The organism is Methylobacterium sp. Leaf99 (genome assembly GCF_001422375.1).
Lineage (GTDB): Bacteria > Pseudomonadota > Alphaproteobacteria > Rhizobiales > Beijerinckiaceae > Methylobacterium.
On record NZ_LMMU01000007.1, the window covers coordinates 82,142 to 105,228 of the forward strand.

Below are 23,087 nucleotides of genomic sequence, written 5' to 3' on the forward strand. Positions count from 1 at the left end.
TCAGCTGTCCTCCCGCAGGGCCTCGGCGACGCGGGCCTCCAGGAGGTCGGGCCGGCGGATCACGAGGGCGCCGCGGGTGCGGTCGATGAGGCCGTCGGCGGCCATGACGGTGAATTCGCGGGTCACCTGCTCGCGGCGGCAGCCGATGCGGGCGGCGAGCACGTGGTGGTAGGGCGGCGGGGTGACGACGCGGGCACCGTCCCCGCCCGTGCGCGGCACCGAGAGGCGCAGCAGCTCGGCGTAGAGGCGATGGCGCAGGTCGAGGAGCGCGTGCTCCATGATGCGGGTGTTGAGCTCGCGGACCCGCTTGGCCAGCAGGCGGAACAGCCGGTCGGCGATGGCCTCGGACGCGAAGATCATCTGACGGAAGATCGGGGCCGGCACGACGCAGACCTCGCCCCGCGTCAGGGCGGTGACGTTGGCCGAGCGGCCGATGCCATCGAGGGCCGCGAGCTCCCCGAAGAACGCGCCGCCGCGCATCTCGCCGAGGATCACCTCCTTGCCCGATTGCGACCGGTTGAGGATGCGCACCTCGCCGGAGGCCAGGAAATACACGTCGGTGGAGACGTCGTCGTAATCGACCAGAACCTCGTTCTCGTCGAACCTGCGCCAGTGGCAGCGCGTCTCGTAGGACGACAACTCGATTCCCGGTTCCTTGAAGAACGGGATTGTCGCCAGCCGACTCATCGAAAAACTCCTGGTGGCGCCCTGCGCCCGATCCTGACCCCGCGGGGATCGCTGCCGATCCGGCGCGCCAACCCAGCCCACGGCAGGCCCATGCTCCCGGATGCATCGGACGTCCGACGATCCAATCGGTCGATCGTGACGGCCGGGTCCGGGCCGGTCAAGCCGTAGCCTCCCGATGGACGTGGATAGGCTTAGTGGCCGCGCCGGGCTGTTGCCTTGGCGTCCCGGTTTCGACGCGAAACAGCGGCCAATGAGGACGGACGCTCCTCGCCCGCTTGCCAAGATTAAATCGGATGATAGCCGAATTTGTCCCCGATGAGCACGTATCGCGCCGGATCGGGGTGGAATTTCGCAATGACAATCCAATCATAATCTGGAACTATACTTTTTAATCCGGATGAGGGCACTGTTTCCCTCGATCTGGTTCGGGCGGGAGCCTCGTCGGCCGGCCTGGCCCAGGCCACCCTGGGTGCGGCCCTCACCCTTTCCGGGCGTGGCCGTGCTGGGCCACGTCACCGCCCGGCATACGGGCCACACCCTCAACCACGCCCTCGTGGCGGCGCTCCTCGCCGACCCCGCCACCTGGGAACGCGTCTGATCCGGGCGGCCCGGCGGCCCTCACGCCCCGGAAACCGCCATACGCCGCTTGCCACGGCCGGGGCACGGCGCCAGAACGCCGCTCATGCTGCGCGTCAACGACCTCACCTACCGCATCGGCGAACGCCTGATCCTCGACGGCGCCACCTTCGTGATTCCGGACCGGGCCCGGGTCGGGCTCGTGGGCCGCAACGGCGCCGGCAAGACCACCCTGTTCCGGGCGATCCTCGGCGAATTGCCGACGGAGGGCGGCACCGTGTCGATGCCCAAGGGCATGCGCATCGGCGCCGTGGCGCAGGAGGCCCCGGCCGGGCCCGAGACCCTCCACGCCGTGGTGCTCGCCGCCGACACCGAACGCGCGCGCCTGATGGCGGAGGCCGAGCATGCCGACGGCCTGCGCCGGGCCGAGATCGAGACCCGGCTCGTGGACATCGAGGCGCATTCCGCGCCGGCCCGCGCGGCGGCCATCCTGCACGGACTCGGCTTCGATGCCGCGGCGCAGGGCCGCCCGTGCTCCGACTTCTCGGGCGGCTGGCGCATGCGCGTGGCGCTCGCCGCCGTGCTGTTCTCCGAGCCGGACCTGCTGCTGCTGGACGAGCCGACCAACTACCTCGACATCGAGGGCACCATCTGGCTCTACGACTACCTCGAGCGCTATCCGCGCACGGCGGTGATCATCTCCCACGACCGCGACCTGCTGGACGAGTGCGTCGATCACATCCTGCACCTCGACCGGGGCAAGCTCGCCATCTACCGCGGCGGCTACACCTCGTTCGCCCGACAGGTCGCGGAGAAGCGCACGCTCCAGGCCAAGGCCAAGGTGAAGCAGGACGCCGAGCGCGCCCATCTCCAGAGCTTCGTCGATCGGTTCAAGGCCAAGGCGACCAAGGCGCGTCAGGCCCAGTCCCGCGTCAAGCGGCTCGCTAAGATGGAGATCATCGCCTCGGTGATCGAGGACGACGTGCCGGCGTTCCGCCTGCCGAGCCCGGAGCGCCCGCTCTCGCCGCCCATCGTCGCCATGGAGCGGGTCCAGGCCGGCTATCCCGACCGCATCGTGCTGTCAGGCCTCAACCTGAGTCTCGCCCCCGACGACCGGGTGGCGCTGCTCGGCGCCAACGGCAACGGCAAGTCGACCTTCTGCAAGCTCATCGGCGGGCGCCTGCCGCCGCTCAGCGGCGAGATGCGGCGCTCCGGGAAAATGGAGGTCGCCTACTTTGCTCAGCACCAGCTCGACGAGTTGCGCCCCGCCGAGAGCGCCTACGCCCATGTCCGGGACCTGATGCCGGACGTGCCGGAATCGAAGGCGCGCGCGGCGGCCGCGCGCCTCGGCTTCTCCGGCACCAAGTCCGAGACGCCGGTCTCGCAGCTCTCCGGTGGCGAGAAGGCCCGGCTGCTCATGGGCCTCGCCGCCTTCAACGGCCCGCATCTGCTCATCCTCGACGAGCCGACGAACCACCTCGACATCGAGAGCCGGCAGGCGCTGGTGGAGGCGATCAACGATTACGAGGGCGCCGTCATCCTCGTCTCCCACGATCGCTTCCTGGTCGAAGCCTGCGCCGACCGACTCTGGCTCGTCGCCAACGGCAGCGTGAAGGCATTCGAAGGCGACATGGACGATTACCGCCGCCTCGTGCTCGCCGGCCCCGAGCGTCCGGCGGAGAAGGAGGCGGTCGAGACCGTCGGCGGGGTCAAGGCGGTGGAGCGGCGCTCCAACGCCGAGCGCCGGGTGGCCCTCGCGCCCCTGCGCAAGAAGATCGAGGCGGTGGAGGCGCGTATGAAGAAGCTCGCCGAGGCCATGGCCAAGATCGATGCCGCGCTCGCCGACGGCACCGCCTTCCAGGCCAATGCCGCCAAGGCGGGGGAACTCGCCAAGATGCGCTCGGATGCCGCCGGCGCCCTCGAATCGGCCGAGGAGGAATGGCTCGACCTCAGCGGTGCCATCGAGGCGGCGGAAGCCTGACGGCCGCCCGGATCTGCGGCTCCGGCACCACACGCCGGAAGCGATTGCCCGGCGCCGCGGCTCCCCGGGCCCGATCGTCGCCGGGAGCCATATGTTCGCCACACGGGCGGGCTTGAGGGTCGGGAACGGCGCCGTCTTAAGCGCGCGTTCACCGCGATGCGCGACCGTTCCGGCGCGGACGCGCGGATCGGGGCGGTCCGGGTTCGGGCACAGGTTTATGGGGCGGGGCCGTGCCGTGCGCGGACGCCCGGGGGGAGCGGGTTCATGACGGTTCTGACGCTGCGGGCATCGAAGGCGGGGCTGATCGGGGCCGCCCTCGTGGCGGCCGCGCTCGGCGGGTGCGAGACCTACGGCAATGCCGGTGCGCCGAAGCAGTTCGCCGTGCTGGAGACCGACACCACGGGCGCCACCAACGTGAACATCGCCTCGCTCAGCGAAGTGATCCAGCGCAACCCCAACGACGCCGCCGCTTACGTCACCCGCGGCGCCGCCTATGCCCGTTCGGGCCAGTTCAACGACGCCATCGGCGATTTCACCAAGGCGGTGCAGATCGATCCGAACTCGGCTTCGGCCTACAACAACCGGGCGCTCGCCAACCGCCAGATCGGCCGCAACGACGCGGCGCTCGGCGATTTCTCCAAGGCCATCGCGGCGGACCCGAATTACGGCCCGGCCTATATCGGCCGCGCCAACGTCCTGCGCGCCCAGGGCGACCTCGACGGTGCCGGCAACGACCTCAACCAGGCGATCCGCCTGACGCCGGAATCGGCCGAAGCCTACCACGCCCGCGGCCTCGTGCGGCAGAAGCAGAACCAGAACACCCAGGCCATCGGCGATTTCGACGCCGCCATCGACCGCAACCCGTTCGTGGCCGCCCCCTACGCCGCCCGCGGCCAGAGCCTCATCGCCACCAATCAGTTCGACAAGGCCATCGAGGACTACAACGCGGCCCTCAACGTCAACAATAAGGACGCGACTTCCTGGGCCTATCGCGGGGTGGCGTACGAGAAGTCCAACCGTCGCAAGGAGGCGATGGAGAGCTACCAGCGCGCCGCTCAGCTCGATCCCGGCAACGCCATCGCCAAGCAGGGTCTCGGCCGCGTGCAGGGCGGCGTCGGCTCGCTGTTCAACTGACGCGACGCCCGCCGTCCGACGGCGGGCTTCCCTCGGGATTGGCCGCCGGACACCTTGCGGCGGGTGAAAAACCCGCCAGGATCGCCCATCTCCGGGAGTTCCCTGAATGCGCCGCTTCGCCCTCGCCTGCCTCGTGATCCTGCCCGCCGCGCCAGCCCAGGCCGCCTTCCCGTGCGATGAACGCTGGGGCGAGCGCAACGCCGTCTATGCCGAGGCCGGCTACTGCTTCCGCACGGTCCGCGCCATCAAGGCCTTCGGCAACGCCAACTGCCGCTACGACGGCCTCCGCGATGTGCCGCTCTCCGCCCGCGATCGGGAGAAGGTCGCCGACATCGTGCGTGAGGAACAGCGCAACGGGTGCCGGGATTGATCCCCGCCTCCGTCAGCCCTCGAAGGGCTGCATCCGCCGGTGTTCGCCGATGATGCGGCGCACGGTGCCGGTGGCCGAGCGATAGACCACCGTCTCGGTCTCGACGTGGCCCTGCTTGAACCGCACGCCCCTGAGAAGCGCCCCGTCCGTGACGCCGGTGGCGGCCACGATGACATCGCCGCGCGCCATGTCGTGGAGCTCGTATTTCCGGTTCGGATCGCTGATGCCCATCCGCGCCGCGCGCTCGCGCTTGTCGTGGCTGTCGAGGATGAGGCGGCCCTGCATGTGGCCGCCGATGCAGCGGAGCACCCCGGCGGCGATGACGCCCTCGGGGGCGGCCCCGATCCCGAGGTAGATGTCGGCGCCGGTCTCGTCCGGGCTCGTCGTGTGGATGATGGCGGCGATGTCGCCGTCCGAGATCAGGCGGATGCCGGCCCCCGTCGCCCGCACGGCGGCGACCAGGGCCATGTGGCGCGGCCGGTCGAGGATGATGGCGGTGATCTGGGCCGGGTCGATGCCCTTGTGACGGGCCAGCGCGGCGATGTTGTCGGCGGGGCTCGCGTCGAGATCGACGAGCCCGGCCGGGTAGCCGGGGCCGATGGCGATCTTCTGCATGTAGACATCGGGGGCGGCGAGCAGGGAGCCGGATTCCGCGAGGGCCATGACCGCGATGGCGCCGGGCATGTCCTTGGCGCACAGTGTGGTGCCTTCGAGGGGATCGACGGCGATGTCGACCTTCGGGCCGGTGCCGGTGCCGAGGCGTTCGCCGATGTAGAGCATCGGCGCCTCGTCGCGCTCGCCCTCGCCGATCACCACGGTGCCGTCGATGGGCAGACTGTTCAGCTCGGCCCGCATGGCGTCGACGGCGGCCTGATCGGCCTCACGTTCCTTGCCCTGGCCGCGCAGGTGGGCGGCGGCGATGGCGGCGCGCTCGGTCACCCGCGCCAGCTCCAGGGCGAGTGTGCGATCGACGGTACCGCCGGGGGTTGTCTTGCCATACGCCATGGACCTGTCCGCGCCTTTCGCCGTTCGTGCGCTCTCTATGAACTAAAGTTCGAGAAACACTACCATTCGGGGCGATTTCTTCATGCGGTCCGGCGGAATCCTGCGCGGGACGCCTATTCCCGTTCGATCCGGATGAGCTGGGGCGCCTCGGCCAGGAGCCCGTCGGCCGCGATGGCGTCGAGGGCGGCCCGGATGGTCCCCTCCGTCGCCGCATAGGTGATCAGCACCAGGGGGACCGGCTGGCCCGAGCGGCCGTGCGGGTCCTTCGAGGCGGCGCTCTCCGAGCGGCGCTGGAGGATGCTCTCGATGGAGATGTCGCGCTCGGCCATGCGGGTGGCGACGCCGGCGGCCACGCCCGGCCGGTCATGGACCGTGAGGCGGATGTAGTAGCCGCCCTCGTGGCGCTGCATGGCGACGCGCTGCGCCGGACCGAGCTCCGCATGGGGCCGTCCGAAGGTCGGACGGCTCACCCCCGCGGCGATGTCGGTGATGTCGGAGACCACCGCGGAGGCCGTGGCCTCGCCGCCGGCCCCGGGCCCGATGAGGGTGAGTTCGCCCACCGCGTCGGCGTCGATGGTGACCGCGTTGGTGACGCCCATCACCTGGGCGATGGCCGAGGATTTCGGCACCATGGTCGGGTGGACGCGCTGCTCGATGCCGCCCTCGGCCACCTGGGCGACGCCCAGCAGCTTGATGCGGTAGCCCAGCTCCTCCGCCATGGTGAGGTCGAGGGGCTGGATCGCCGAGATGCCCTCCACGGAGACGCCCTCGGCGTCGATCTCGACCCCGAACGCGAGGCTCGTGAGGATGGCGAGCTTGTGGGCGGTGTCGAAGCCCTCGACATCGAAGGTCGGGTCGGCCTCGGCGTAGCCGAGCGCCTGCGCGTCCTTGAGGCAGGCCTCGAAGGTCAGGCCCTCGCGCTCCATCCGGGTAAGGATGTAGTTGCAGGTGCCGTTCATGATTCCGTAGACGCGCGAGACCGCGTTGCCCGTGAGGCCCTCGCGCAGGGCCTTGATCACCGGAATGCCGCCGGCGACGGACGCCTCGTAGGCGAGGCTGACGCCCTTCGCTTCCGCCGCCCGGGCCAGGGCAGCGCCGTGCCTGGCCAGCAGCGCCTTGTTGGCGGTGACCACGTGCTTGCCCGCCGCGATGGCGGCCTCCACCGTGGCCTTGGCCGGGCCCTCGGCACCGCCGATGAGCTCGACCACGCAGTCGATGTCCGGGCTGGCGGCGAGCGCCACGGGATCGTCGAACCAGGTGACGCCGGCGAGATCGAGGCCCCGGTCGCGGCCCCGGTCACGGGACGACACGGCGGTGATGCGGACCTCGCGGCCGCTGGCGGCGGCAAGCGCGTCGGCCCGGCGGGCGACCATGCGGACCACGGCGGCACCGACGGTGCCGAGGCCGGCGACGCCGAGGCGGAGGCTCTGTTTCATGGCGCGCGATCCGTCATCTTCCATGGGCCGTCCGGGGCGGGCCCGGTACGGGGCGACCGTCCACGGGTCGTTCCGTTCGCTCCGGTCGGGGAGCGGCGGGCTCTTCTGCAACGAATCCCAGGGGGGTGCAACAAATCCGCCGGTGGGGTTCAGCCTCGGCGCGCCCGGTAACGGAGCGCCGTGACGAGGAGACCGCCGAGCACCCCGGCGTTGAGGACGTGCCAGAGGAAGTGCGTGCCCAGGGGCAGGCTCGCACACAGGCTCCGGTCGAGGGTGCGGAACGCCAGTGACAGGGCGAACAGGCCGGCGAGGCCGAGCAGGCTGACGCCGGCCGCACGGCGCGCGGGGTCGTGCCCGCCGCCCCGGGGCATGAGCAGACCGGTCCCGACGCCCAGGAGGGCCAGGATCGCCGGAGCGTAACCGAGGGAGCCGTTGGTGGCGGCCGCGAGCGCGGGGCCGAAGAGGATGTCCAGCGCCGGCTCAAGGCCGAAGCCGAAGGCTGCGAACAGCAGGGTCGCGGCCAGCGCCGGTCCGGGCCCGAACGCGAAGAAGCGCCGCATGGCCAGGAAGAAGTAGGCGTGGATGAACGCCGCGATGGGGATGACGTCGGCCAGGAGCGACCAGCGCACGGCGAGGGTGTGGAACAGGAACGAGCCGAGGCCGATCACGGCGACGAGGCCGGCGAGCCCCAGGACAACGGGATCGCGCCGTGGTGCCCGGCGCTCCCGCCAGGCGACCGCTCCGGCGGCGATCAGGAAGGCGGCATTCGACAGCGCGTTGACGGGCTCGGCCCAGAAGCTGCCATCCGCTCGCTCGCAATAGGCGCAGACGGGCGCGAACCACGTCTCATCCATGTTGGCCCCACCCCCTGCGAAAAACCCATCCCGCTTGCCACCGCCCCGCGAAGCCACGATGACGGGCATGCCGAGAGTTCAGGACACCCAGCCCCCATGCGGATCGCCACCTGGAACGTGAATTCCATCAAGCAGCGGGTCGGCCATCTCGTGGGATTCCTCGACGGGGCCAAGCCCGACGTGGTCTGCCTGCAGGAGCTGAAGTGCCAGGACGAGGCGTTCCCGCGCGCCGAGATCGAGGCGGCGGGCTATGCCGTCGAGACCCTCGGCCAGAAGGCCTATAACGGCGTCGCCCTGCTGGTGCGCGCGCCCCTCACCCTCGGTGAGGTCCGGCGCGGCCTGCCCGGCGACGAGGCCGATGAGCAGTCCCGCTACATCGAAGGCCTGGTCTCGGGGGAGGATACGGCACCCGTGCGCGTCGCCTCGATCTACCTGCCCAACGGCAATCCCGTCGACAGCCCGAAATACCCCTACAAGCTCGCCTTCCTGGAGCGCCTGCGCCGGCACGCCCGCACGCTCCTGGACCGCGAGGAGGCCGTGGTCCTCGCCGGCGACTACAACGTGATCCCCGAGCCCGAGGACGCGTCCGATCCGGCGGCCTGGGTGAACGACGCCCTATTCCTGCCCCGGACACGGGCGGCCTTCCGCGCCCTCCTGGCCGAAGGCTTCACCGAGGCCTTGCGCGCCTGCGATCCGAAGCCCGGCCTCTACACCTTCTGGGACTATCAGGCCGGCGCCTGGAACCGGAATGCCGGCATCCGCATCGACCACCTCCTGCTTTCGCCGCAGGCCGCCGATCGCCTCGTCTCGGCCTCGGTGCAGAAGCACCTGCGCGGGCAGGAGAAGCCGTCCGACCACGTGGCGGTGACGGTGGAACTCGCCTGACGCGGGGCGGCCCCTCCTGAACCAAGCGGCCCGTCATGGGTTGGCACGCCATCCCCCCGGCAAAAGGAGCCTTCCCACGTGAAACTCTACGGTACTGGCTACTCCCCTTACGTCCGCAAGGTCCTCGTGGCCCTCGCCGAGAAGGACGTGAGCGCCGAGCACATCCCGCTGTTCTTCCATGATCCCGATGCCGCGTTCCAGGCCGCAAGCCCGCTCGGCAAGATCCCGGCCATCGACGATGACGGCTTCCTCCTCGCCGATTCGTCCGCGATCCTGTTCTACATCGAGGCGAAGCACCCGAGTCCGGCCCTGTTGCCGACGGAAGCCAAGGCCCGCGGCCGCGCGATCTGGTTCGACAAGTTCGGCGATACCGAGATGTTTCCGGTGATCATCGCACCGTTCGCCAACCGGATCGTGAAGCCCAAACTCCTGGGCCAGCCCGGCGACGAGGCCGCCGTGACGAAGGCGCTGACACAGGATCTGCCGAAGATCTACGACTACCTCGAGGCGCAGATCGACGGACCGTACCTCGTGGGCGACGCCTTCAGCATCGCCGACATCTCGGTGGCGACGGGCTTCCACAACCTGCATCTGGCCGACGAGACGGTCGATGCCGGCCGCTGGCCGAAGCTCGCCCGGTACGTCGCCGCGACCCTGGAGCGTCCGTCCTTCGTCACGTCGCTCGCCGCACGCACGAATCCGTAAGATCAATCGGCCGACGCTGGGAGGGTTATCTCAGCGTCGGCGTCGGGCCGAGCCCGTCACCTGGGTCTGGGCCTGCGAAGCCTGGGCTTGCGCGGTCTGGCGGTCGTCCTCGCTCGCCGCCGTCCAGGCCTTGTCGTAGAGGGCGACGATCCAGTCGTCCTTGCGGCCCTGCGCCGCCTCGCGGGCCAGGGACAGCCACATCAGGCCGCGGGCGCGCTGCTTCGGCACGCCCTGGCCGTTGACGAGCAGTTCGCCGAGGAGCGCCTGAGCCGGAGCGTGGCCCTTCTCGGCCGCGAGATTGAACCAGCGTGCGGCCTGGCGCGGATCGGCCTCGACACCGGTGCCGTCGAGGTAGAGCCGGGCGAGGTTGTACTGGGCGTTCGGATCGCCGAAATACGACGCCGCGTAGTTGAACATGTCGTAGGCGCGTTCCGGGTTCGGGCGAACGTAGGTGCCCTTGATCCCGTCGAGGAAGTAGGCGCCCAACGCCGTGAAGGCGCTGGCCATCACGCCCGAGTTCTGGGCGTCCGGGCCGTCGTCGGTGGTGTCGTCGGCGATGCGGGAAAAGAACTCGAACGCCTTGAGATCGTCGTGGGGCACCCCGTCGCCCTCGGCGTACATGCGGCCGAGCTTCCACAGGGCGAGGGCGTGGCCCTGGCCGGCGGCGTATTCCAGGGCGCGCGCGGCGCCCTCCTTGTCGCCGGCGTTGTAGTCACGAACCCCGGAGCGCAGGGCCTCGCGGGCCGTGCGGTAGCCCGCCGGGGGCACGGGCGTGCGTGCGGTGGCGTCCAGCGCCTCCACGGGAATTCCGCACAGGAGCAGGAGCCCGGCCGCCATGGCGACGCGCAGCCGTCCGCGCGTGGGCCGACCCGGAGCGGCCCGGACCGGCCGCGCGGGGCGGCCGAGGGCGGTCCTAGATGTCGGCATAGGTGTGCGTCTCCTGGGCGCCGCCCGGATGGGTCACGGCGCCGTCCACGGCGGGACCGACGGTCTGCATGTACTTCCACAGGTAGCCGGAGGTCGCCGTGTTGGTGCGCGGCGTCCACGCGGCCCGGCGCGTGGCGAACTCCGCGTCGCTCACGGCGACGTCGAGGGTGCCGTTGATGGCGTCGAGGGTGATGATATCGCCATCCTTCAGGAGACCGATGGGGCCGCCGATGGCGGCTTCCGGCCCGACATGGCCGACGCAGAAGCCGCGCGTCGCGCCCGAGAACCGCCCGTCGGTGATGAGCGCGACCTTGTCGCCCATGCCCTGGCCGTAGAGGGCTGCGGTGGTGGAGAGCATTTCGCGCATGCCGGGACCGCCCTTCGGGCCCTCGTAGCGGATGACGAGAACCTCGCCCTCCCGGTAGGTGCGCTTCTGGACGGCCTCGAAGCAGGCTTCCTCGCCGTCGAACACCCGGGCCGGACCGGTGAAGACCTGGGCCTCCGCCGGCATGCCCGCGACCTTCACGATGGCGCCCTCGGGGGCCAGGTTGCCGCGCAGGCCGACGACGCCGCCGGTCGGGGTCAGGGGGGTGTTGGCGGCCCGCACCACGTCCTGGTCGGGGTTCCAGTGCACGCGCTCCATGTTCTCGGCCATGGTGCGGCCGGTGACCGTCATGCAGTCGCCGTGCATGAAGCCGTGGTCGAGGAGCGTCTTCATGAGGAGCGGGATGCCGCCGACCTCGAACATGTCCTTGGCGACGTAGCGCCCGCCCGGCTTCAGGTCGGCGATGTAGGGCGTGCGCTTGAAGATCTCGGCGACGTCGAACAGGTCGAACTTGATGCCGCACTCGTGCGCGATGGCGGGCAGGTGCAGAGCCGCGTTGGTGGAGCCGCCCGACGCCGCGACGGCGGCCGCCGCGTTCTCGAGGCTCTTGCGGGTGACGATGTCGCGCGGACGGATGTTCTTGGCGATGAGCTCCATCACCTTCTCGCCCGCCGTCATGCAGAATCTGTCGCGGATCTCGTAGGGGGCCGGGGCGCCGGCCGAGTACGGCAGCGCGAGGCCCATGGCCTCGGACACGGTGGCCATGGTGTTAGCGGTGAACTGCGCGCCGCAGGCGCCGGCCGAGGGGCAGGCGACCTGCTCCAACTCGTCGAGGTCGTCGAGGCTCATGTCGCCCACGGCGACCTTTCCGACCGCCTCGAACAGGTCCTGCACGGTGACGGGCCGGCCGCGGAACGAGCCGGGCAGGATCGAGCCGCCATAGATGAAGATCGACGGCACGTTGAGGCGCACCATGGCCATCATCATGCCGGGCAGGGACTTGTCGCAGCCGGCGAGGCCAACCAGGGCGTCGTAGGCGTGGCCGCGCATGGTCAGCTCGACGGAATCGGCGATGACCTCACGGGACGGCAGGGAGGCGCGCATGCCGGCATGGCCCATGGCGATGCCGTCGGTGACCGTGATGGTGCAGAACTCGCGCGGGGTGCCGTGGGCGGCGGAAACGCCCTTCTTGACCGCCTGCGCCTGGCGCATCAGCGAGATGTTGCACGGGGCCGCCTCGTTCCAGCACGATGCCACGCCGACGAGGGGCTGATGGATCTGCTCCTTGGTGAGACCCATGGCATAAAGGTACGAGCGGTGGGGCGCGCGCTCGGGTCCCTCCGTCACGTGACGGCTCGGGAGCTTGGACTTGTCGGTGTTGCGCGCGTCCATGGTCAATCTCGCCGCCCCGGCCTGCTACGCTCAACCGTGAGGTCCGGTCGTCCGGCGTCCCGACGGGGCGCGCGAGCCCTCAGCGGACGGCGCGCGAACCCACGTGGATCACTCTCGGAATGACTCGGAACTCTGCGGTAAAGCGTTGGGGGGACTACCGTTTACCGCACGGCCTGAGGTGGTCCCGGTTTATGGCGGGATCGCGGCGGGGGCAGGCGCCTCCCAAGGCAAAGTCTGGATGGTTTTGGGGTGTTGCGACCTCGCCACAGCCACGCTTCGGCCCGGATGCACCGCGTGGAGGAGGCTCGTGAGAGGATGAAATTCCAGGGCGACGGCACGAAAAAGCCCGGGGCGCGGTGAACGCTCCGGGCTCGACCTTCGGGGGCGCGGGGGCGCGGCCTCAACCGGGCTTGCGCATCCGCAGGATCTTGAAGAAGCCGCCCGGGAAGGTCGGGGCGACGCCGATGAACTCGACGCCGTGTGCCCGCGCCCAGGCCTCGATCCGCGTGGACTTGAAGTCCGACGACCAGCCGATCTTGGTGCAGAGCGGGGCGACGATCTCCTCGACCTTGGCCATGGGGCCGTCGGTCTGCCCGAAATGATTGGCGAGTACGATCTCGCCGCCCGGGCGCACTACCCGCAGGAACTCGGACAGGGCGCCCTCCGGGTCCGGCACCAGGGTGATGAGGAACTGCGCCACCACGGCGTCGAAGCTGGCATCGGCGTAGCCGAGGCGGCAGACATCCATCACCTGGAGACCGCGCACGTGGGTGAGGCCGCGCCGACGCACCTTGGCGCGGGCGCGCTTGAGCATGTCCTCGGACAGGTCGACCCCGCAGACGAAGCTGGTGCGCGGGTAGTAGCCGAGCGACAGGCCGGTCCCGACGCCGGCCTCGAGGATGCGGGGCCCGCAGGCCACGGCCGCCTCCACGGCATCGCGCGCGGCGGGCTCCGTCAGCTTGTCGTAGACGACGTCGTAGACCGGTGCCCAGCGGGCATAGGCCTTGCGCATCAGGGCCGTGCTCGGACCGGCCTCCCGCGGCTCGCTCAGCATGTCGATCTCGAAGTCCTGTAGGGGAGTGAAGGGTGGATCAGGCCGCCTGCGCGGCCCCAGCCTGCAACGCGTCGACCCGCCGGATGGTGCCGCCGCCGAGGACGCGCGCGCGGGGGTCGTCATCGGCGTAGATCACGCAGGCCTGTCCCGGCGAGACGCCGTCCTCGGGCGTCGCCAGGACAATCTCGGCGGTGCCGGTGGCGGCGTCGAGGGTGAGGTGGGCCGGGCGGGGTTCGCGTGTCGAGCGCACCCGCACGGCGACGGGCAGATCCACGGGCGGCCGGTCGGAGAGCCAGTTCACGTCCGTCAGCCGGATACGACTGGTGGCCAGGGCCTCGCGCGGGCCGACGACGACCCGGCCGGCTTCGGGCTCCAGGCGCACGACGTAGAGGGGCTCGCCGACGGCGAGGCGCAGGCCCCGGCGCTGACCGACGGTGTAGTGAATGATGCCCTCGTGGCGGCCCAGTACCCGCCCCGAGAGATCGACGATGTCGCCGGCCCGGGCCGCGTCGGGCCGCAGGCGGGCGATCACGTCGGCGTAGCGTCCCTGCGGCACGAAGCAGATGTCCTGGCTGTCGGCCTTCTCGGCCACCGACAGGCCGAGTTCATGGGCGAGGCGCCGGGTCTCGTCCTTGGGCAGTTCGCCCAAGGGGAAGCGCAGGAAGTCGAGCTGCTCTGCGGTGGTGGCGTAGAGGAAGTAACTCTGGTCGCGGGCCGGATCGAGGGCACGGTAGAGACCGCGCCCGCCCTGCGGCAGGGCGCGGCTCGCGACGTAATGGCCCGTGGCCAGGGCGTCCGCGTCGAGGTCGCGCGCCGTCGCCAGGAGGTCGCGGAACTTGATGGAGCGGTTGCACTCGACGCACGGGATCGGGGTCTCGCCGGCGAGATAGCTCTCGGCGAAGCGGTCGATCACGGATTCCCGGAAACGGTCCTCGTAATCGAGGACATAGTGCGGGATTCCCAGGGCCTCGGCGACGCGGCGGGCGTCGTGGATGTCCTGACCGGCGCAGCAGGCCCCCTTGCGATGGGTCGCCGCGCCGTGGTCGTAGAGCTGGAGGGTGATGCCGACGACGTCGTAGCCCTCGCGCTTCAGCAGCCCGGCCACGACGGAGGAATCGACGCCGCCGGACATGGCGACGACGACGCGCGTCTCGTGCGGGGCCTTGGGAAGATCGAGGGAATTCATCGCGCCCAGTTTCGCCGGCGGGGCCGATCCGGTCCCGGGCGCGAGTCTATAGCGGTCCTCGCGTCCGAGTTCCAGGGAGGCGTCCCGCGCTCCCGGGGGGCGACCCGGCAAATCCTGCCGGGCGCCGGGCAGGTTCGGCCGGACCGTCCGCCGACGATGTCGGAAATATCCATATGGATCAGAGGATTGACCGGTCGAGCGGTGTGGCTCGGCCCTTGCTCCACCCTGGCCAAGGAGACCTCGGACCCATGGCGCAAGCGTTTCTCGAAACGGATTTCCTCCTGCGCCGTGCGACGCCGACCCCGGCCCGTGCCCAGGCGCCGGCGGCGTCACGGCCCGTCTTCGCGATCCGCGATCCCGAGCCTGACCGAACGCAGCCGCGGTCGCAGGAGATCCGCGCACAGACGACCCGCACCCAGGACCGCTCCTTCCAGGGCACGGGTGCCCGAGACTTACGAACCCGGGATACTGGAACGCAGGACGTGCGATCACGCGATGCGCGAACCGAGGATGTCCGTTCGCAGCGAGACCGCCCGGACAAGTCGGTCCGATCCGAGCGGCCCCCTGCGCCGGAGCGGATCGCCCGCGACCGACCCGCCTCCCCTGAGACGGCGACGGCGCCGACGGATGCGGACCCGTCGGGCCAGGTGTCCTTGGGGCAGAAGTCCTTAGGCCAAGCTTCCTTAGGCCAAGCCTCTTTGGGCCAAGGAGGCTTGGGCAAGGCTCCCCTGGATCAGACCGGGGCCGAGGTGACAGGAGCGGCGCGCGACCGAGCCGCTGCCGCGGCAGCCGGCACGACGGGGTCGCCCGAGGCGGCCGTGGCGGCCACGGTGATCGCCGGTGCGGGAACGACCGTCGAGACCGGCGCCGCGGAGGAAACCGTCACGGACGGGACGGAGGACGACGGCGAAGCCGCGGAGGCCTCCATCGAAGAACCGGACGCCTCGCTCCTCGCCCTCGGTTTCCTCCCGCCACCGCCCCCTCCCCCGAGTCCGGTGCCGCACAGCCCGGTGCACCATGGCGCTCAAGCCTCGACCGCCGAGGACGAGGCGCCCGCCAATCCAATTCCATCCTCGTCGGGCGCGGTCCAACCCCCGGCCGGCGCGCTCGGGCCATCGCAGGGCGAAGGGCCAGGCGCCGCCGCCGACGCTCGGCCTGGGGCTGCCACGGCGGGCAAGGCCGACCCGGCGGTGGCGGTGCACGACGCCAAGGCCGCCGTCGGAGAGATCGCCCTGCCGGATGGCCTACCGCAGGTTCGGGAGAGCTTCGATTCCCTGCTGCCGGGCGCCTCCGTGGCATCCACCGCGTCGACCCAAGCGCCATCGGTGGCAGCGACCCAGCCCCCTGCGCCGGCGGCGGCCGCGGTCCCCCTCGGCGCCGTACCGATGACCATCGGCCTGCGCTCGCTCCAGGGCTCGAACCATTTCGAGATCCGCCTCGATCCGGGAGACCTCGGCCGCATCGACGTCAGCCTCGACATCGACAAGGAGCGCGGCACCGTGATGGCCCACCTCGTGGTCGACCGCGTCGAGACCCTCGCCCTACTCCAGCGCGACACCGGTAGCCTGCAGCAGGCCCTGTCGCAGGCCGGCCTCGACGCGTCCGAGGCCAACATCAATGTTTCCCTGCGCAGCGACACGCAATCCGGCGGCCGGGGCGCCGACGGCCAAGGATCGGACGGACGCCATCCCGATGGCCGTCCGGGCGGTCCGGGCCTTCCCGGCCAGCCCGAGGGCCGCGCCGCCCTCGCGCCCGTTCCCGTGCGCAGCTTGAGGGGCCTGACCGGCCTCGACATCCGAATCTGAGGGGCACCCCATCATGTCATCCGGCATCAGCAGCGTCGCGAACGCCGCCGCTTCGGCGAGTTCCGCCACCAAGACCTCCTCCCAGGAGATCGCGGGCAACTTCACCCAGTTCCTGACGCTGCTCACCACGCAGCTCAAGAACCAGAATCCCCTCGACCCCATGGACACGAATCAGTTCACCCAGCAGCTCGTGCAATATGCCGGCGTCGAACAGCAGCTGAAGTCGAACGACCGCCTCGACTCGATCCTGACCAACGCCAAGGCGTCGAGTTCGGCCTCGGCCACGGGCTTCATCGGTCAGACCGTCACCGCCGATGGCAAGACGGCGGATCTGGCCGATGGGTCGGCCACCTGGACCCTGACGCCCTCGCGCGCCGCCACCCAGGCGACCATCACCATCACGGACGCGAAGGGCAACGTGGTGGCGACCCAGTCGAAGGCCATGCCGGCCGGGGCACAGACCTATCTCTGGGACGGGCGGGCGTCCACGGGCATGAATGCGCCGGCGGGGACCTACTCCATCAAGGTGGACGCCCGCGACGCCACCGGCACCCAGGTCAGCGTCGATACGCAGATCACCGGGAAGGTCGACGGCGTCGATCTCAGCGGCACCGCGCCGGTGCTCCTCATCGACTCCGCCCGGGTGCCCATCGGCAGCGTGCGGAGCATCGGAACAGGGTTGTCCACATGAGCGTCGTGACGAATCAGATGCGATCGTTCCGCTTCAACATATTTTAAGTGGGCGCAAGTAGCTTCCAATCTCGACAGGTCAGTCGAGTTGTAGAGCGTATCATGACCGAACCAAGCCGCCCGAGAGTGAAGTACGTGATCGGGCCTGATGGTAGTCCATTAACCATTGCCGATCTTCCGCCGACGACCACCCGTCGCTGGGTGATCCGTCGCAAGGCCGAGGTGGTCGCCGCCGTGAGGGGTGGCCTGCTCAGTCTCGAAGAGGCCTGCCAGCGCTATACCCTCACCACCGAGGAGTTCCTGAGCTGGCAGTTCTCCATCGACCAGCACGGTCTGGCCGGCCTGCGCACCACGCGCATCCAGCACTACCGGCACTGACGGAGCCCGCCGCCGCTGCGATGGTCACGGCTCACGAGGCCACCGCCATCGCCCCCTGGATCAGCGGCGGAGACCCCCGGTGATCCCCCGAAAGACCGCGCCCTCCCCGGGGCGCGGTCTTTTCGCATTCAGGGTGCCGCGGGCCCCGGTTTTCCGGGGTGCCCGCCCATTCGTTAACCGGCCGCTAACCACGGCCTGGGCAAATTTTGCCGGGCGAAGGCGGGCGGTCCGCCACGCCGGTTCGGTTGGGTGCGTCGCGCGGTGAAGTCGGTTCTCGAACTGGTGACGAAGTTGGGGCCGGCGCGGCTGGCCGCCATGGCCGCCGTCACCATGACCCTGATCGGCTTCTTCGCCTTCGTGATCCTGCGGGTTTCCAAGCCCGATATGGGCGTCCTGTTCGCCGACCTGTCCATGTCGGACTCCTCCGCCGTGATCCGCGACCTCGATGCGCGCGGCATCAAGTACGAGACCAAGGGCGACGCCGGGCAGACCATCATGGCCCCGCGCGCCGATCTGCCCCGCCTGCGCATGGATCTCGCCGGCAAGGGCCTGCCGAGTCAGGCCGGCGTCGGCTACGAGATCTTCGACAAGGGCGACGCCTTCTCGTCGACCAACTTCGTCCAGAACGTGAACCACCTTCGGGCCCTGGAGGGCGAGCTGTCCCGCTCGATCCGCGCCATCGGCCGGGTCCAGGCGGCGCGCGTCCACCTCGTCATCCCCGAGCGGCGCCTGTTCGAGCGCGACCGCGAGGTGCCGAGCGCCGCCATCGTCCTCAAGCTCATGGGCGACCTCGACCCGTCCCAGGTCCGGGCCATCCGCCACCTCACCGCCTCGGCGGTGGAGGGGCTCAAGCCCGAGCGGGTCTCCATCGTCGACGAGCGCGGACGGCTCCTGGCCGATGGGGCCCGCGACGCCGAGGCCGACAAGGGCCTCGGCCTGGAGGAGAAGCAGGTCGGTCTCGAGCGGCGCCTGCGGTCGCAGATCGAGGAGATCGTCGCCGGCATCGTCGGTGCCGGCCGCGCCCGGGTCCAGGTCAGCGCCGAGCTCGACGTCAACCGCATCGAGAGCCGCTCCGAGAGCTTCGACCCCGAGAGCCGCGTCGTGCGCTCCACCCAGACCCGCACGGAGAATTCCCTGACGGGGGGTGCGGAGGGGGCGGTCAGCGTCGGCAACGAGCTGCCGGGCGCCAACCAGCCGGGCGCCGCCCCGGCCCAGAAGGATTCCACCAACAAGAACGAGGAAACCACCAACTACGAGATCTCGCGGGTGACCAAGACCGAGGTGGTCGAGGGCGGCCGGGTCAAGCGGCTTTCCGTGGCGGTCCTCGTGGACGGGGCCTACGCCCCGGGGGCGGATGGCAAGCTCGCCTATCAGCCGCGCCCGGCGGCCGAGGTCGAACGCATCGCCACCCTCGTGCGCATGGCCATCGGCTTCGACAAGGCGCGGGGCGATCAGGTGGAGGTGGTCAACCTGCGCTTCGCCGAATCGCCGGCCACGCCCGAATTCGTCGAGCCGAGCCTTCTCCAGTCCCTAATGTCCCCCTCCAAGGAGGACGTCATGCGCATCGTCGAACTGACGGTCCTGGCGATGCTCACCCTCATCGTGCTGCTCGCCGTGGTGCGGCCGCTCCTGCGCAAGGTGCTCACCACCGAGCCCGTCGCCATCGCCCTCGTGGCCGGCCCGTCCGCGACCACCGGCGACCCGGCCCTGGATGGGATGCTGGCGCCGCGCGACAACCCCACCGCCCGGCTCGTCGATTTCGCCAAGATCAACGGTCAGGTCCAGGCCGAAACGGTGCAGCGCGTGGTCGATATGGTCCGCGCCAGTCCGGGCGAGACCGTCGAGGTCCTGCGCAACTGGATCAACGACAACTGAGATTCGTCCGCCTGTCCTTCGTGCGTCGTCCTGGGAGTTGAGGCCATGTCCTCGGGTTTGAACATCGCATCGGCGCTGACCGATACCGGGAGTGCGGCCTTCGCCGCCATGCCCGGTACGCAGCGCGCCGCGGCCCTGCTGCTGCTGCTCGGCGACACCGACGGCGCGCCGATCTGGCAGATGCTCGACGAGGACGAGATCAAGAAGGTCTCGCACGCCATGGTCCAGCTCGGCTCCCTCGAAGCCGAGACCGTGGAGAAGCTCATCGTCGATTTCGTCTCGCGCCTGTCGTCGGGCGGCGGCATCACCTCGAACTTCGAACGGACCGAGTCGCTCCTGCTCAAGATCTTTCCGCAGGATCAGGTCTCCTCGATCATGGCGGAGATCAAGGGCGCCTCGGGCAAGCGCGTCTGGGCCAGCCTGACCCAGATCGACCCCGAGATCCTCGCCTCGTTCCTGCGCAACGAGTATCCGCAGACGGTGGCGGTGGTGCTCTCGAAGGTCCGCTCCGAATACGCCGCGAAGGTGCTGACCATCCTGCCCGAGGACTTCGCCATCGACGTCCTGAACCGAATGCTGCGCATGGAGACGGTGCAGAAGGAGGCCCTGCGCCACATCGAGGAGACCCTGCGCGTCGAGTTCGTCTCCACCATCGCCCAGACGACGCGCCGGGACGCCCACGAACTCATGGCCGACGTGTTCAACGCCTTCGACCGCCAGACCGAGGGGCGCTTCCTCTCCGCCCTCGATCAGGCCAATCGCGGTTCGGCAAAGAAGATCCGCCAGCTCATGTTCACCTTCGAGGATCTGCTCAAGCTCGATCCGGGCAGCGTGCAGACCCTCCTGCGCAAGGTCGACAACGACACCCTGTGCCGGGCCCTGAAGGGCGCCGACGAGCGCGTCCGCGGCTTCTTCCTCGGCAACATGTCCACCCGCGCGGCCAAGAACATCACCGACGAGATGGGGTCGCTGGGGCCGATCCGCCTCAAGGACGTCGATGAGGCCCAGGCCAAGATGACCGAACTCGCCAAGGAGCTGGCCGAGAAGGGCGAGATCATGATCGCCAAGTCGAGCGGCGAAGAGGAGCTGGTCTATTGAACGCCCGCCCCTTCCTGTTCGACACCGACTTCCGGCCTCGCCCGAGCAGCGCCGCCACGGTTCAGGAGGACCTGTCCCTGGCCGCCGCCGTGGCCGAAGCCCACGCCCGGGGCATGCAGGAGGGCCGCGCCCAGGCCGAGGCGCAGGCGCAGGCTCGCATGGCCGACGCCCTCACCCGCATGGGCCTCGCCGCCGCCGGCCTTCTCGGCCAGTCGGATGCCCGCGACGCCGAGCGCGATGCCGAGGCCATGGACTTCGCCGTGGCGCTCGCCCGCCGCCTCGCCGGCGAGGCCCTGGACGCCCAGCCCCTCGCCGCCATCGGCGACGCGGCCCGGGCCGCCCTCCAGCACCTGCGCGGCGTGCCCCACCTCGTGGTGCGCGTCCACGAGAGCCTCGTCGACGAGGTCGAGACCCTGGTGAAGCGCCTGGCGCGCGAGCGCGGGTTCGAGGGCCGGCTCGTGGTGCTGGGCGAACCCGACCTCGCCCCCGGCGACGCCCGCATGGAATGGGCCGATGGCGGCGTGGTGCGCGACCGCGCCCGCATCGAGGCCGCCGTGCTCGACGCCCTCGGCATACCGACCTGATCGATCCGCCGACCTGAGTTTTCGCCCGTTCCACGTCCCTGAAAGTCCCCGATGTCCGACGACTTCACCCTGCCGCAGCTCAACGGAATGGATGCCTCCTTCGACGGGCTCGGCACCGAATCGATCCGCGAGGCGCCGACCACTCCGAAGAGCGCGGCCGATCTCGAGCAGGTCTTCGACGTGCCCGTGGTGGTCTCGGCGGTCCTCGGCTCCTCGCGCATGCCCATCGGCGACCTGCTGCGGCTCCAGCCCGGCGCGGTGCTCGAACTCGACCGCAAGGTCGGCGAGGCCATCGACATCTTCGTCAACAACCGCCTCGTCGCCCGCGGCGAGGTCGTCCTCGTCGAGGACCGCCTCGGCGTGACCATGACCGAGATCATCAAGAACGATCACTGACCCATCCCGGCCCACCGCGCGCCCGCGCGAGGCCCCGACACGGAGACCTTGAGCCATGCGGCTTCTCATCATCGGACGCCTCAACGGCGAACTCGTCACCGCCTCCAAGATCGCCATGAACCGGGGCGCGGCGGTCACCAACGCCGAGAGTCTGGCGCAGGGCCTGGCTGTGTTGCGCGCCAAGGGCGCCGATCTCATCATGATCGACGTCGGCCTGCCGATCCGCGAGCTCGTCACGGCGCTCACCGACGAGCGCATCCGCACCCCCGTCATCGCCTGCGGCATCGCCACGGACGCCAAGGCGGCGGTGGCGGCGATCCAGGCGGGCGCCCGCGAATACATCCCCCTGCCCCCCGATCCTGAACTCATCGCCGCGGTGCTGCAGGCGGTCTCCGAGGACGGGCGCGCCTTCGTCTGGCGCGACGCCTCCATGGAGCGCGTGGTCAAGCTCGCCGATCAGGTCGCCCGCTCGGAGGCCTCCGTGCTCATCACCGGCGAGAGCGGAACCGGCAAGGAGGTGCTGGCCCGCCACGTCCACGGCAAGTCCAACCGCACGGCCAAGCCCTTCGTCTGCGTCAACTGCGCGGCAATCCCCGAGGCGCTCCTCGAATCCGAGTTGTTCGGCCACGAGAAGGGCGCCTTCACCGGGGCCGTGGCGCGCCGCATCGGTCGGTTCGAGGAGGCCAGCGGCGGCACGCTCCTCCTCGACGAGATCTCGGAGATGGACGTTCGGCTGCAGGCGAAGCTGCTGCGCGCCCTGCAGGAGCGGGTCATCGACCGGGTCGGCGGCTCGGCCCCGGTCAAGGTCGACATCCGGGTGCTCGCCACGTCGAACCGCAACCTCCTCGACGAGGTCCGCAAGGGCACTTTTCGCGAGGACCTGTACTACCGCCTCAACGTCGTCCACCTGAAGCTGCCGCCCCTGCGCGAGCGCCCGGCCGACATCCTCGAACTCGCCGGCCACTTCGCCCGGAAATACGCCGAGGTGAACGGCGTCCCCGTGCGGCCCCTCAGCCGCGCGGCGCAGACCCTGGTCTGCGCCAACCCCTGGCGCGGCAACGTGCGCGAGCTCGAGAACACCCTCCACCGCGCCGTCCTGCTGGCGTCCGGCCCGGAGATCGGCCCGGACGCGATCCTGACGCCGGAGGGCGAGAGCATCGGCGGGGCCGCCGCCGGCCCGGCCGAGCGCGCCGCGCGCGTCGCCGAGGCCGCGACCCGCGGCCTCGTCGGCCAGACGGTGGCGCAGGTGGAGTGCGACCTCATCCTCGACACTCTGGACCATTGCCTCGGCAACCGGACGCACGCGGCCAAGATCCTCGGCATCTCGATCCGGACCCTGCGCAACAAGCTCAACGAGTATGTCGATGCGGGCCTCAGCGTGGCCGAGCCCGGCAGCGTGCGGGCGGCTGCGGCCTACGGTTGAGGCTCAACGCCGCCGCGCCGCCGCCGCCTCGTCGGCGACCTGCGCCGCGTGCGCCCGCTCGAGCTTCTCCAGGGAGGTGAAGCGGGCGATATCGGCTTCGACGTCGCGGATCGTCTCCTCGACGAGGTGCTGCTGCAGGGCGATGCGCGGATCGTCCGGCTCCATCCCGTCGCGGGTCTGGAGCCGCTGGACCGCCTCCTTGACCACGCCGTAGACGGATTCCCGCGCCTCCCGGGTCATGGACGGATTGACGGCACGGGCGATGAGGTCGGCGAATTCGGACATGGTTCCTCGGACCCGACGCGGGGGCGTGTGGGAGGG

Annotated in this window: 23 protein-coding genes; 14 read left to right on the forward strand and 9 right to left on the reverse strand. The window is 70.3% G+C overall.

What is annotated here, in order from left to right:
- On the reverse strand, positions 1-687 hold the full coding sequence (locus tag ASF28_RS11445) for a Crp/Fnr family transcriptional regulator (protein ID WP_056092281.1): 687 nt from the start codon (positions 685-687) through the stop codon (positions 1-3).
- Between the two features lie 469 nt (positions 688-1,156).
- On the opposite strand from ASF28_RS11445, the gene ASF28_RS23595 reads away from it, so the two are divergent.
- From ASF28_RS23595 to ASF28_RS11460, 4 genes are all read left to right on the forward strand, one after another.
- Positions 1,157-1,285, forward strand: a complete 129-nt coding sequence (locus tag ASF28_RS23595) for a hypothetical protein (protein ID WP_274533123.1) — start codon at positions 1,157-1,159, stop codon at positions 1,283-1,285.
- 84 nt (positions 1,286-1,369) lie between these two features.
- The gene (locus ASF28_RS11450) at positions 1,370-3,244 is read left to right on the forward strand and encodes an ABC-F family ATP-binding cassette domain-containing protein (protein WP_056092284.1); all 1,875 of its coding nucleotides are present in this window, start codon (positions 1,370-1,372) and stop codon (positions 3,242-3,244) included.
- 264 nt (positions 3,245-3,508) lie between these two features.
- Positions 3,509-4,378 (forward strand): tetratricopeptide repeat protein, encoded by an 870-nt coding sequence (locus ASF28_RS11455; protein ID WP_056092287.1) that lies wholly within the window; start codon positions 3,509-3,511, stop codon positions 4,376-4,378.
- A 106-nt stretch (positions 4,379-4,484) separates the two neighbouring features.
- A complete protein-coding gene (locus ASF28_RS11460) occupies positions 4,485-4,748 on the forward strand; it encodes a YARHG domain-containing protein (RefSeq protein ID WP_056092288.1) in 264 nt (87 codons plus the stop codon).
- Between the two features lie 12 nt (positions 4,749-4,760).
- Here ASF28_RS11460 and glpX read toward each other — a convergent pair whose 3' ends face one another.
- The 3 genes from glpX to ASF28_RS11475 form a co-directional block, all read right to left on the reverse strand.
- The gene (gene glpX / locus ASF28_RS11465; RefSeq protein WP_056092291.1) at positions 4,761-5,753 is read right to left on the reverse strand and encodes a class II fructose-bisphosphatase; all 993 of its coding nucleotides are present in this window, start codon (positions 5,751-5,753) and stop codon (positions 4,761-4,763) included.
- A gap of 113 nt (positions 5,754-5,866) precedes the next feature.
- Positions 5,867-7,189, reverse strand: a complete 1,323-nt coding sequence (locus ASF28_RS11470) for a homoserine dehydrogenase (protein ID WP_056092294.1) — start codon at positions 7,187-7,189, stop codon at positions 5,867-5,869.
- A 149-nt stretch (positions 7,190-7,338) separates the two neighbouring features.
- A complete protein-coding gene (locus ASF28_RS11475) occupies positions 7,339-8,043 on the reverse strand; it encodes a ceramidase domain-containing protein (RefSeq protein ID WP_056092296.1) in 705 nt (234 codons plus the stop codon).
- 96 nt (positions 8,044-8,139) lie between these two features.
- Here ASF28_RS11475 and xth point away from each other — a divergent pair, with 96 nt between their 5' ends.
- Together xth and ASF28_RS11485 are read left to right on the forward strand one after the other, a co-directional pair.
- A complete protein-coding gene (xth, locus tag ASF28_RS11480; RefSeq protein WP_056092299.1) occupies positions 8,140-8,928 on the forward strand; it encodes an exodeoxyribonuclease III in 789 nt (262 codons plus the stop codon).
- Between the two features lie 78 nt (positions 8,929-9,006).
- A complete protein-coding gene (locus ASF28_RS11485; protein WP_056092302.1) occupies positions 9,007-9,633 on the forward strand; it encodes a glutathione S-transferase family protein in 627 nt (208 codons plus the stop codon).
- Between the two features lie 30 nt (positions 9,634-9,663).
- Here ASF28_RS11485 and ASF28_RS11490 read toward each other — a convergent pair whose 3' ends face one another.
- The 4 genes from ASF28_RS11490 to mnmA all read right to left on the reverse strand — a co-directional run bounded on the left by ASF28_RS11490 (position 9,664) and on the right by mnmA (position 14,517).
- Entirely contained in the window at positions 9,664-10,560 is an 897-nt protein-coding gene (locus tag ASF28_RS11490) for a tetratricopeptide repeat protein (protein WP_056092306.1), read from the reverse strand.
- Entirely contained in the window at positions 10,547-12,277 is a 1,731-nt protein-coding gene (gene ilvD, locus ASF28_RS11495; protein ID WP_056092310.1) for a dihydroxy-acid dehydratase, read from the reverse strand. The genes ASF28_RS11490 and ilvD overlap by 14 nt, the downstream gene beginning before the upstream one ends.
- Positions 12,278-12,677: 400 nt before the next feature.
- Entirely contained in the window at positions 12,678-13,331 is a 654-nt protein-coding gene (locus ASF28_RS11500; protein ID WP_056092312.1) for a methyltransferase domain-containing protein, read from the reverse strand.
- 37 nt (positions 13,332-13,368) lie between these two features.
- On the reverse strand, positions 13,369-14,517 hold the full coding sequence (gene mnmA / locus ASF28_RS11505; protein ID WP_056092317.1) for a tRNA 2-thiouridine(34) synthase MnmA: 1,149 nt from the start codon (positions 14,515-14,517) through the stop codon (positions 13,369-13,371).
- Between the two features lie 713 nt (positions 14,518-15,230).
- Here mnmA and ASF28_RS23345 point away from each other — a divergent pair.
- The 8 genes from ASF28_RS23345 to flbD all read left to right on the forward strand — a co-directional run bounded on the left by ASF28_RS23345 (position 15,231) and on the right by flbD (position 22,766).
- Positions 15,231-16,322 (forward strand): flagellar hook-length control protein FliK, encoded by a 1,092-nt coding sequence (locus tag ASF28_RS23345; RefSeq protein ID WP_244474993.1) that lies wholly within the window; start codon positions 15,231-15,233, stop codon positions 16,320-16,322.
- 13 nt (positions 16,323-16,335) lie between these two features.
- On the forward strand, positions 16,336-17,013 hold the full coding sequence (locus ASF28_RS11515; protein ID WP_056092322.1) for a flagellar hook assembly protein FlgD: 678 nt from the start codon (positions 16,336-16,338) through the stop codon (positions 17,011-17,013).
- A gap of 101 nt (positions 17,014-17,114) precedes the next feature.
- Positions 17,115-17,390 carry a CtrA inhibitor SciP gene (gene sciP / locus ASF28_RS11520; RefSeq protein WP_018044452.1) on the forward strand — a complete coding sequence of 92 codons (276 nt, stop codon included), beginning with the start codon at positions 17,115-17,117 and terminating at the stop codon, positions 17,388-17,390.
- A gap of 261 nt (positions 17,391-17,651) precedes the next feature.
- Complete coding sequence (fliF, locus tag ASF28_RS11525) at positions 17,652-19,265, forward strand: flagellar basal-body MS-ring/collar protein FliF (RefSeq protein ID WP_056094080.1); 1,614 nt, start codon at positions 17,652-17,654, stop codon at positions 19,263-19,265.
- 45 nt (positions 19,266-19,310) lie between these two features.
- Positions 19,311-20,363 carry a flagellar motor switch protein FliG gene (gene fliG / locus ASF28_RS11530; protein ID WP_056092325.1) on the forward strand — a complete coding sequence of 351 codons (1,053 nt, stop codon included), beginning with the start codon at positions 19,311-19,313 and terminating at the stop codon, positions 20,361-20,363.
- Entirely contained in the window at positions 20,360-20,947 is a 588-nt protein-coding gene (locus ASF28_RS11535; protein WP_056092327.1) for a FliH/SctL family protein, read from the forward strand. The genes fliG and ASF28_RS11535 overlap by 4 nt, the downstream gene beginning before the upstream one ends.
- Positions 20,948-20,998: 51 nt before the next feature.
- Positions 20,999-21,343 (forward strand): flagellar motor switch protein FliN, encoded by a 345-nt coding sequence (gene fliN / locus ASF28_RS11540; RefSeq protein WP_056092330.1) that lies wholly within the window; start codon positions 20,999-21,001, stop codon positions 21,341-21,343.
- A gap of 55 nt (positions 21,344-21,398) precedes the next feature.
- A complete protein-coding gene (gene flbD / locus ASF28_RS11545) occupies positions 21,399-22,766 on the forward strand; it encodes a sigma-54-dependent transcriptional regulator FlbD (RefSeq protein ID WP_056092333.1) in 1,368 nt (455 codons plus the stop codon).
- A gap of 3 nt (positions 22,767-22,769) precedes the next feature.
- Here flbD and ASF28_RS11550 read toward each other — a convergent pair whose 3' ends face one another.
- Positions 22,770-23,051, reverse strand: coding sequence for a hypothetical protein (locus ASF28_RS11550; protein WP_056092337.1), 282 nt, complete (start codon positions 23,049-23,051; stop codon positions 22,770-22,772).
- Between the last annotated feature and the right edge of the window lie 36 nt (positions 23,052-23,087).

Excerpts from the sequence above, each read along its gene's own strand:
- ASF28_RS11445 (WP_056092281.1), bottom strand. The coding sequence starts at position 687 with ATGAGTCGGCTGGCGACAATCCCGTTCTTCAAGGAACCGGGAATCGAG.
- ASF28_RS11450 (WP_056092284.1), top strand. The coding sequence starts at position 1,370 with ATGCTGCGCGTCAACGACCTCACCTACCGCATCGGCGAACGCCTGATC.
- ASF28_RS11455 (WP_056092287.1), top strand. The coding sequence starts at position 3,509 with ATGACGGTTCTGACGCTGCGGGCATCGAAGGCGGGGCTGATCGGGGCC.
- ASF28_RS11460 (WP_056092288.1), top strand. The coding sequence starts at position 4,485 with ATGCGCCGCTTCGCCCTCGCCTGCCTCGTGATCCTGCCCGCCGCGCCA.
- glpX (WP_056092291.1), bottom strand. The coding sequence starts at position 5,753 with ATGGCGTATGGCAAGACAACCCCCGGCGGTACCGTCGATCGCACACTC.
- ASF28_RS11470 (WP_056092294.1), bottom strand. The coding sequence starts at position 7,189 with ATGAAACAGAGCCTCCGCCTCGGCGTCGCCGGCCTCGGCACCGTCGGT.
- ASF28_RS11475 (WP_056092296.1), bottom strand. The coding sequence starts at position 8,043 with ATGGATGAGACGTGGTTCGCGCCCGTCTGCGCCTATTGCGAGCGAGCG.
- xth (WP_056092299.1), top strand. The coding sequence starts at position 8,140 with ATGCGGATCGCCACCTGGAACGTGAATTCCATCAAGCAGCGGGTCGGC.
- ASF28_RS11490 (WP_056092306.1), bottom strand. The coding sequence starts at position 10,560 with ATGCCGACATCTAGGACCGCCCTCGGCCGCCCCGCGCGGCCGGTCCGG.
- ilvD (WP_056092310.1), bottom strand. The coding sequence starts at position 12,277 with ATGGACGCGCGCAACACCGACAAGTCCAAGCTCCCGAGCCGTCACGTG.
- ASF28_RS11500 (WP_056092312.1), bottom strand. The coding sequence starts at position 13,331 with ATGCTGAGCGAGCCGCGGGAGGCCGGTCCGAGCACGGCCCTGATGCGC.
- mnmA (WP_056092317.1), bottom strand. The coding sequence starts at position 14,517 with ATGAATTCCCTCGATCTTCCCAAGGCCCCGCACGAGACGCGCGTCGTC.
- ASF28_RS11515 (WP_056092322.1), top strand. The coding sequence starts at position 16,336 with ATGTCATCCGGCATCAGCAGCGTCGCGAACGCCGCCGCTTCGGCGAGT.
- sciP (WP_018044452.1), top strand. The coding sequence starts at position 17,115 with ATGACCGAACCAAGCCGCCCGAGAGTGAAGTACGTGATCGGGCCTGAT.
- fliG (WP_056092325.1), top strand. The coding sequence starts at position 19,311 with ATGTCCTCGGGTTTGAACATCGCATCGGCGCTGACCGATACCGGGAGT.
- fliN (WP_056092330.1), top strand. The coding sequence starts at position 20,999 with ATGTCCGACGACTTCACCCTGCCGCAGCTCAACGGAATGGATGCCTCC.
- flbD (WP_056092333.1), top strand. The coding sequence starts at position 21,399 with ATGCGGCTTCTCATCATCGGACGCCTCAACGGCGAACTCGTCACCGCC.
- ASF28_RS11550 (WP_056092337.1), bottom strand. The coding sequence starts at position 23,051 with ATGTCCGAATTCGCCGACCTCATCGCCCGTGCCGTCAATCCGTCCATG.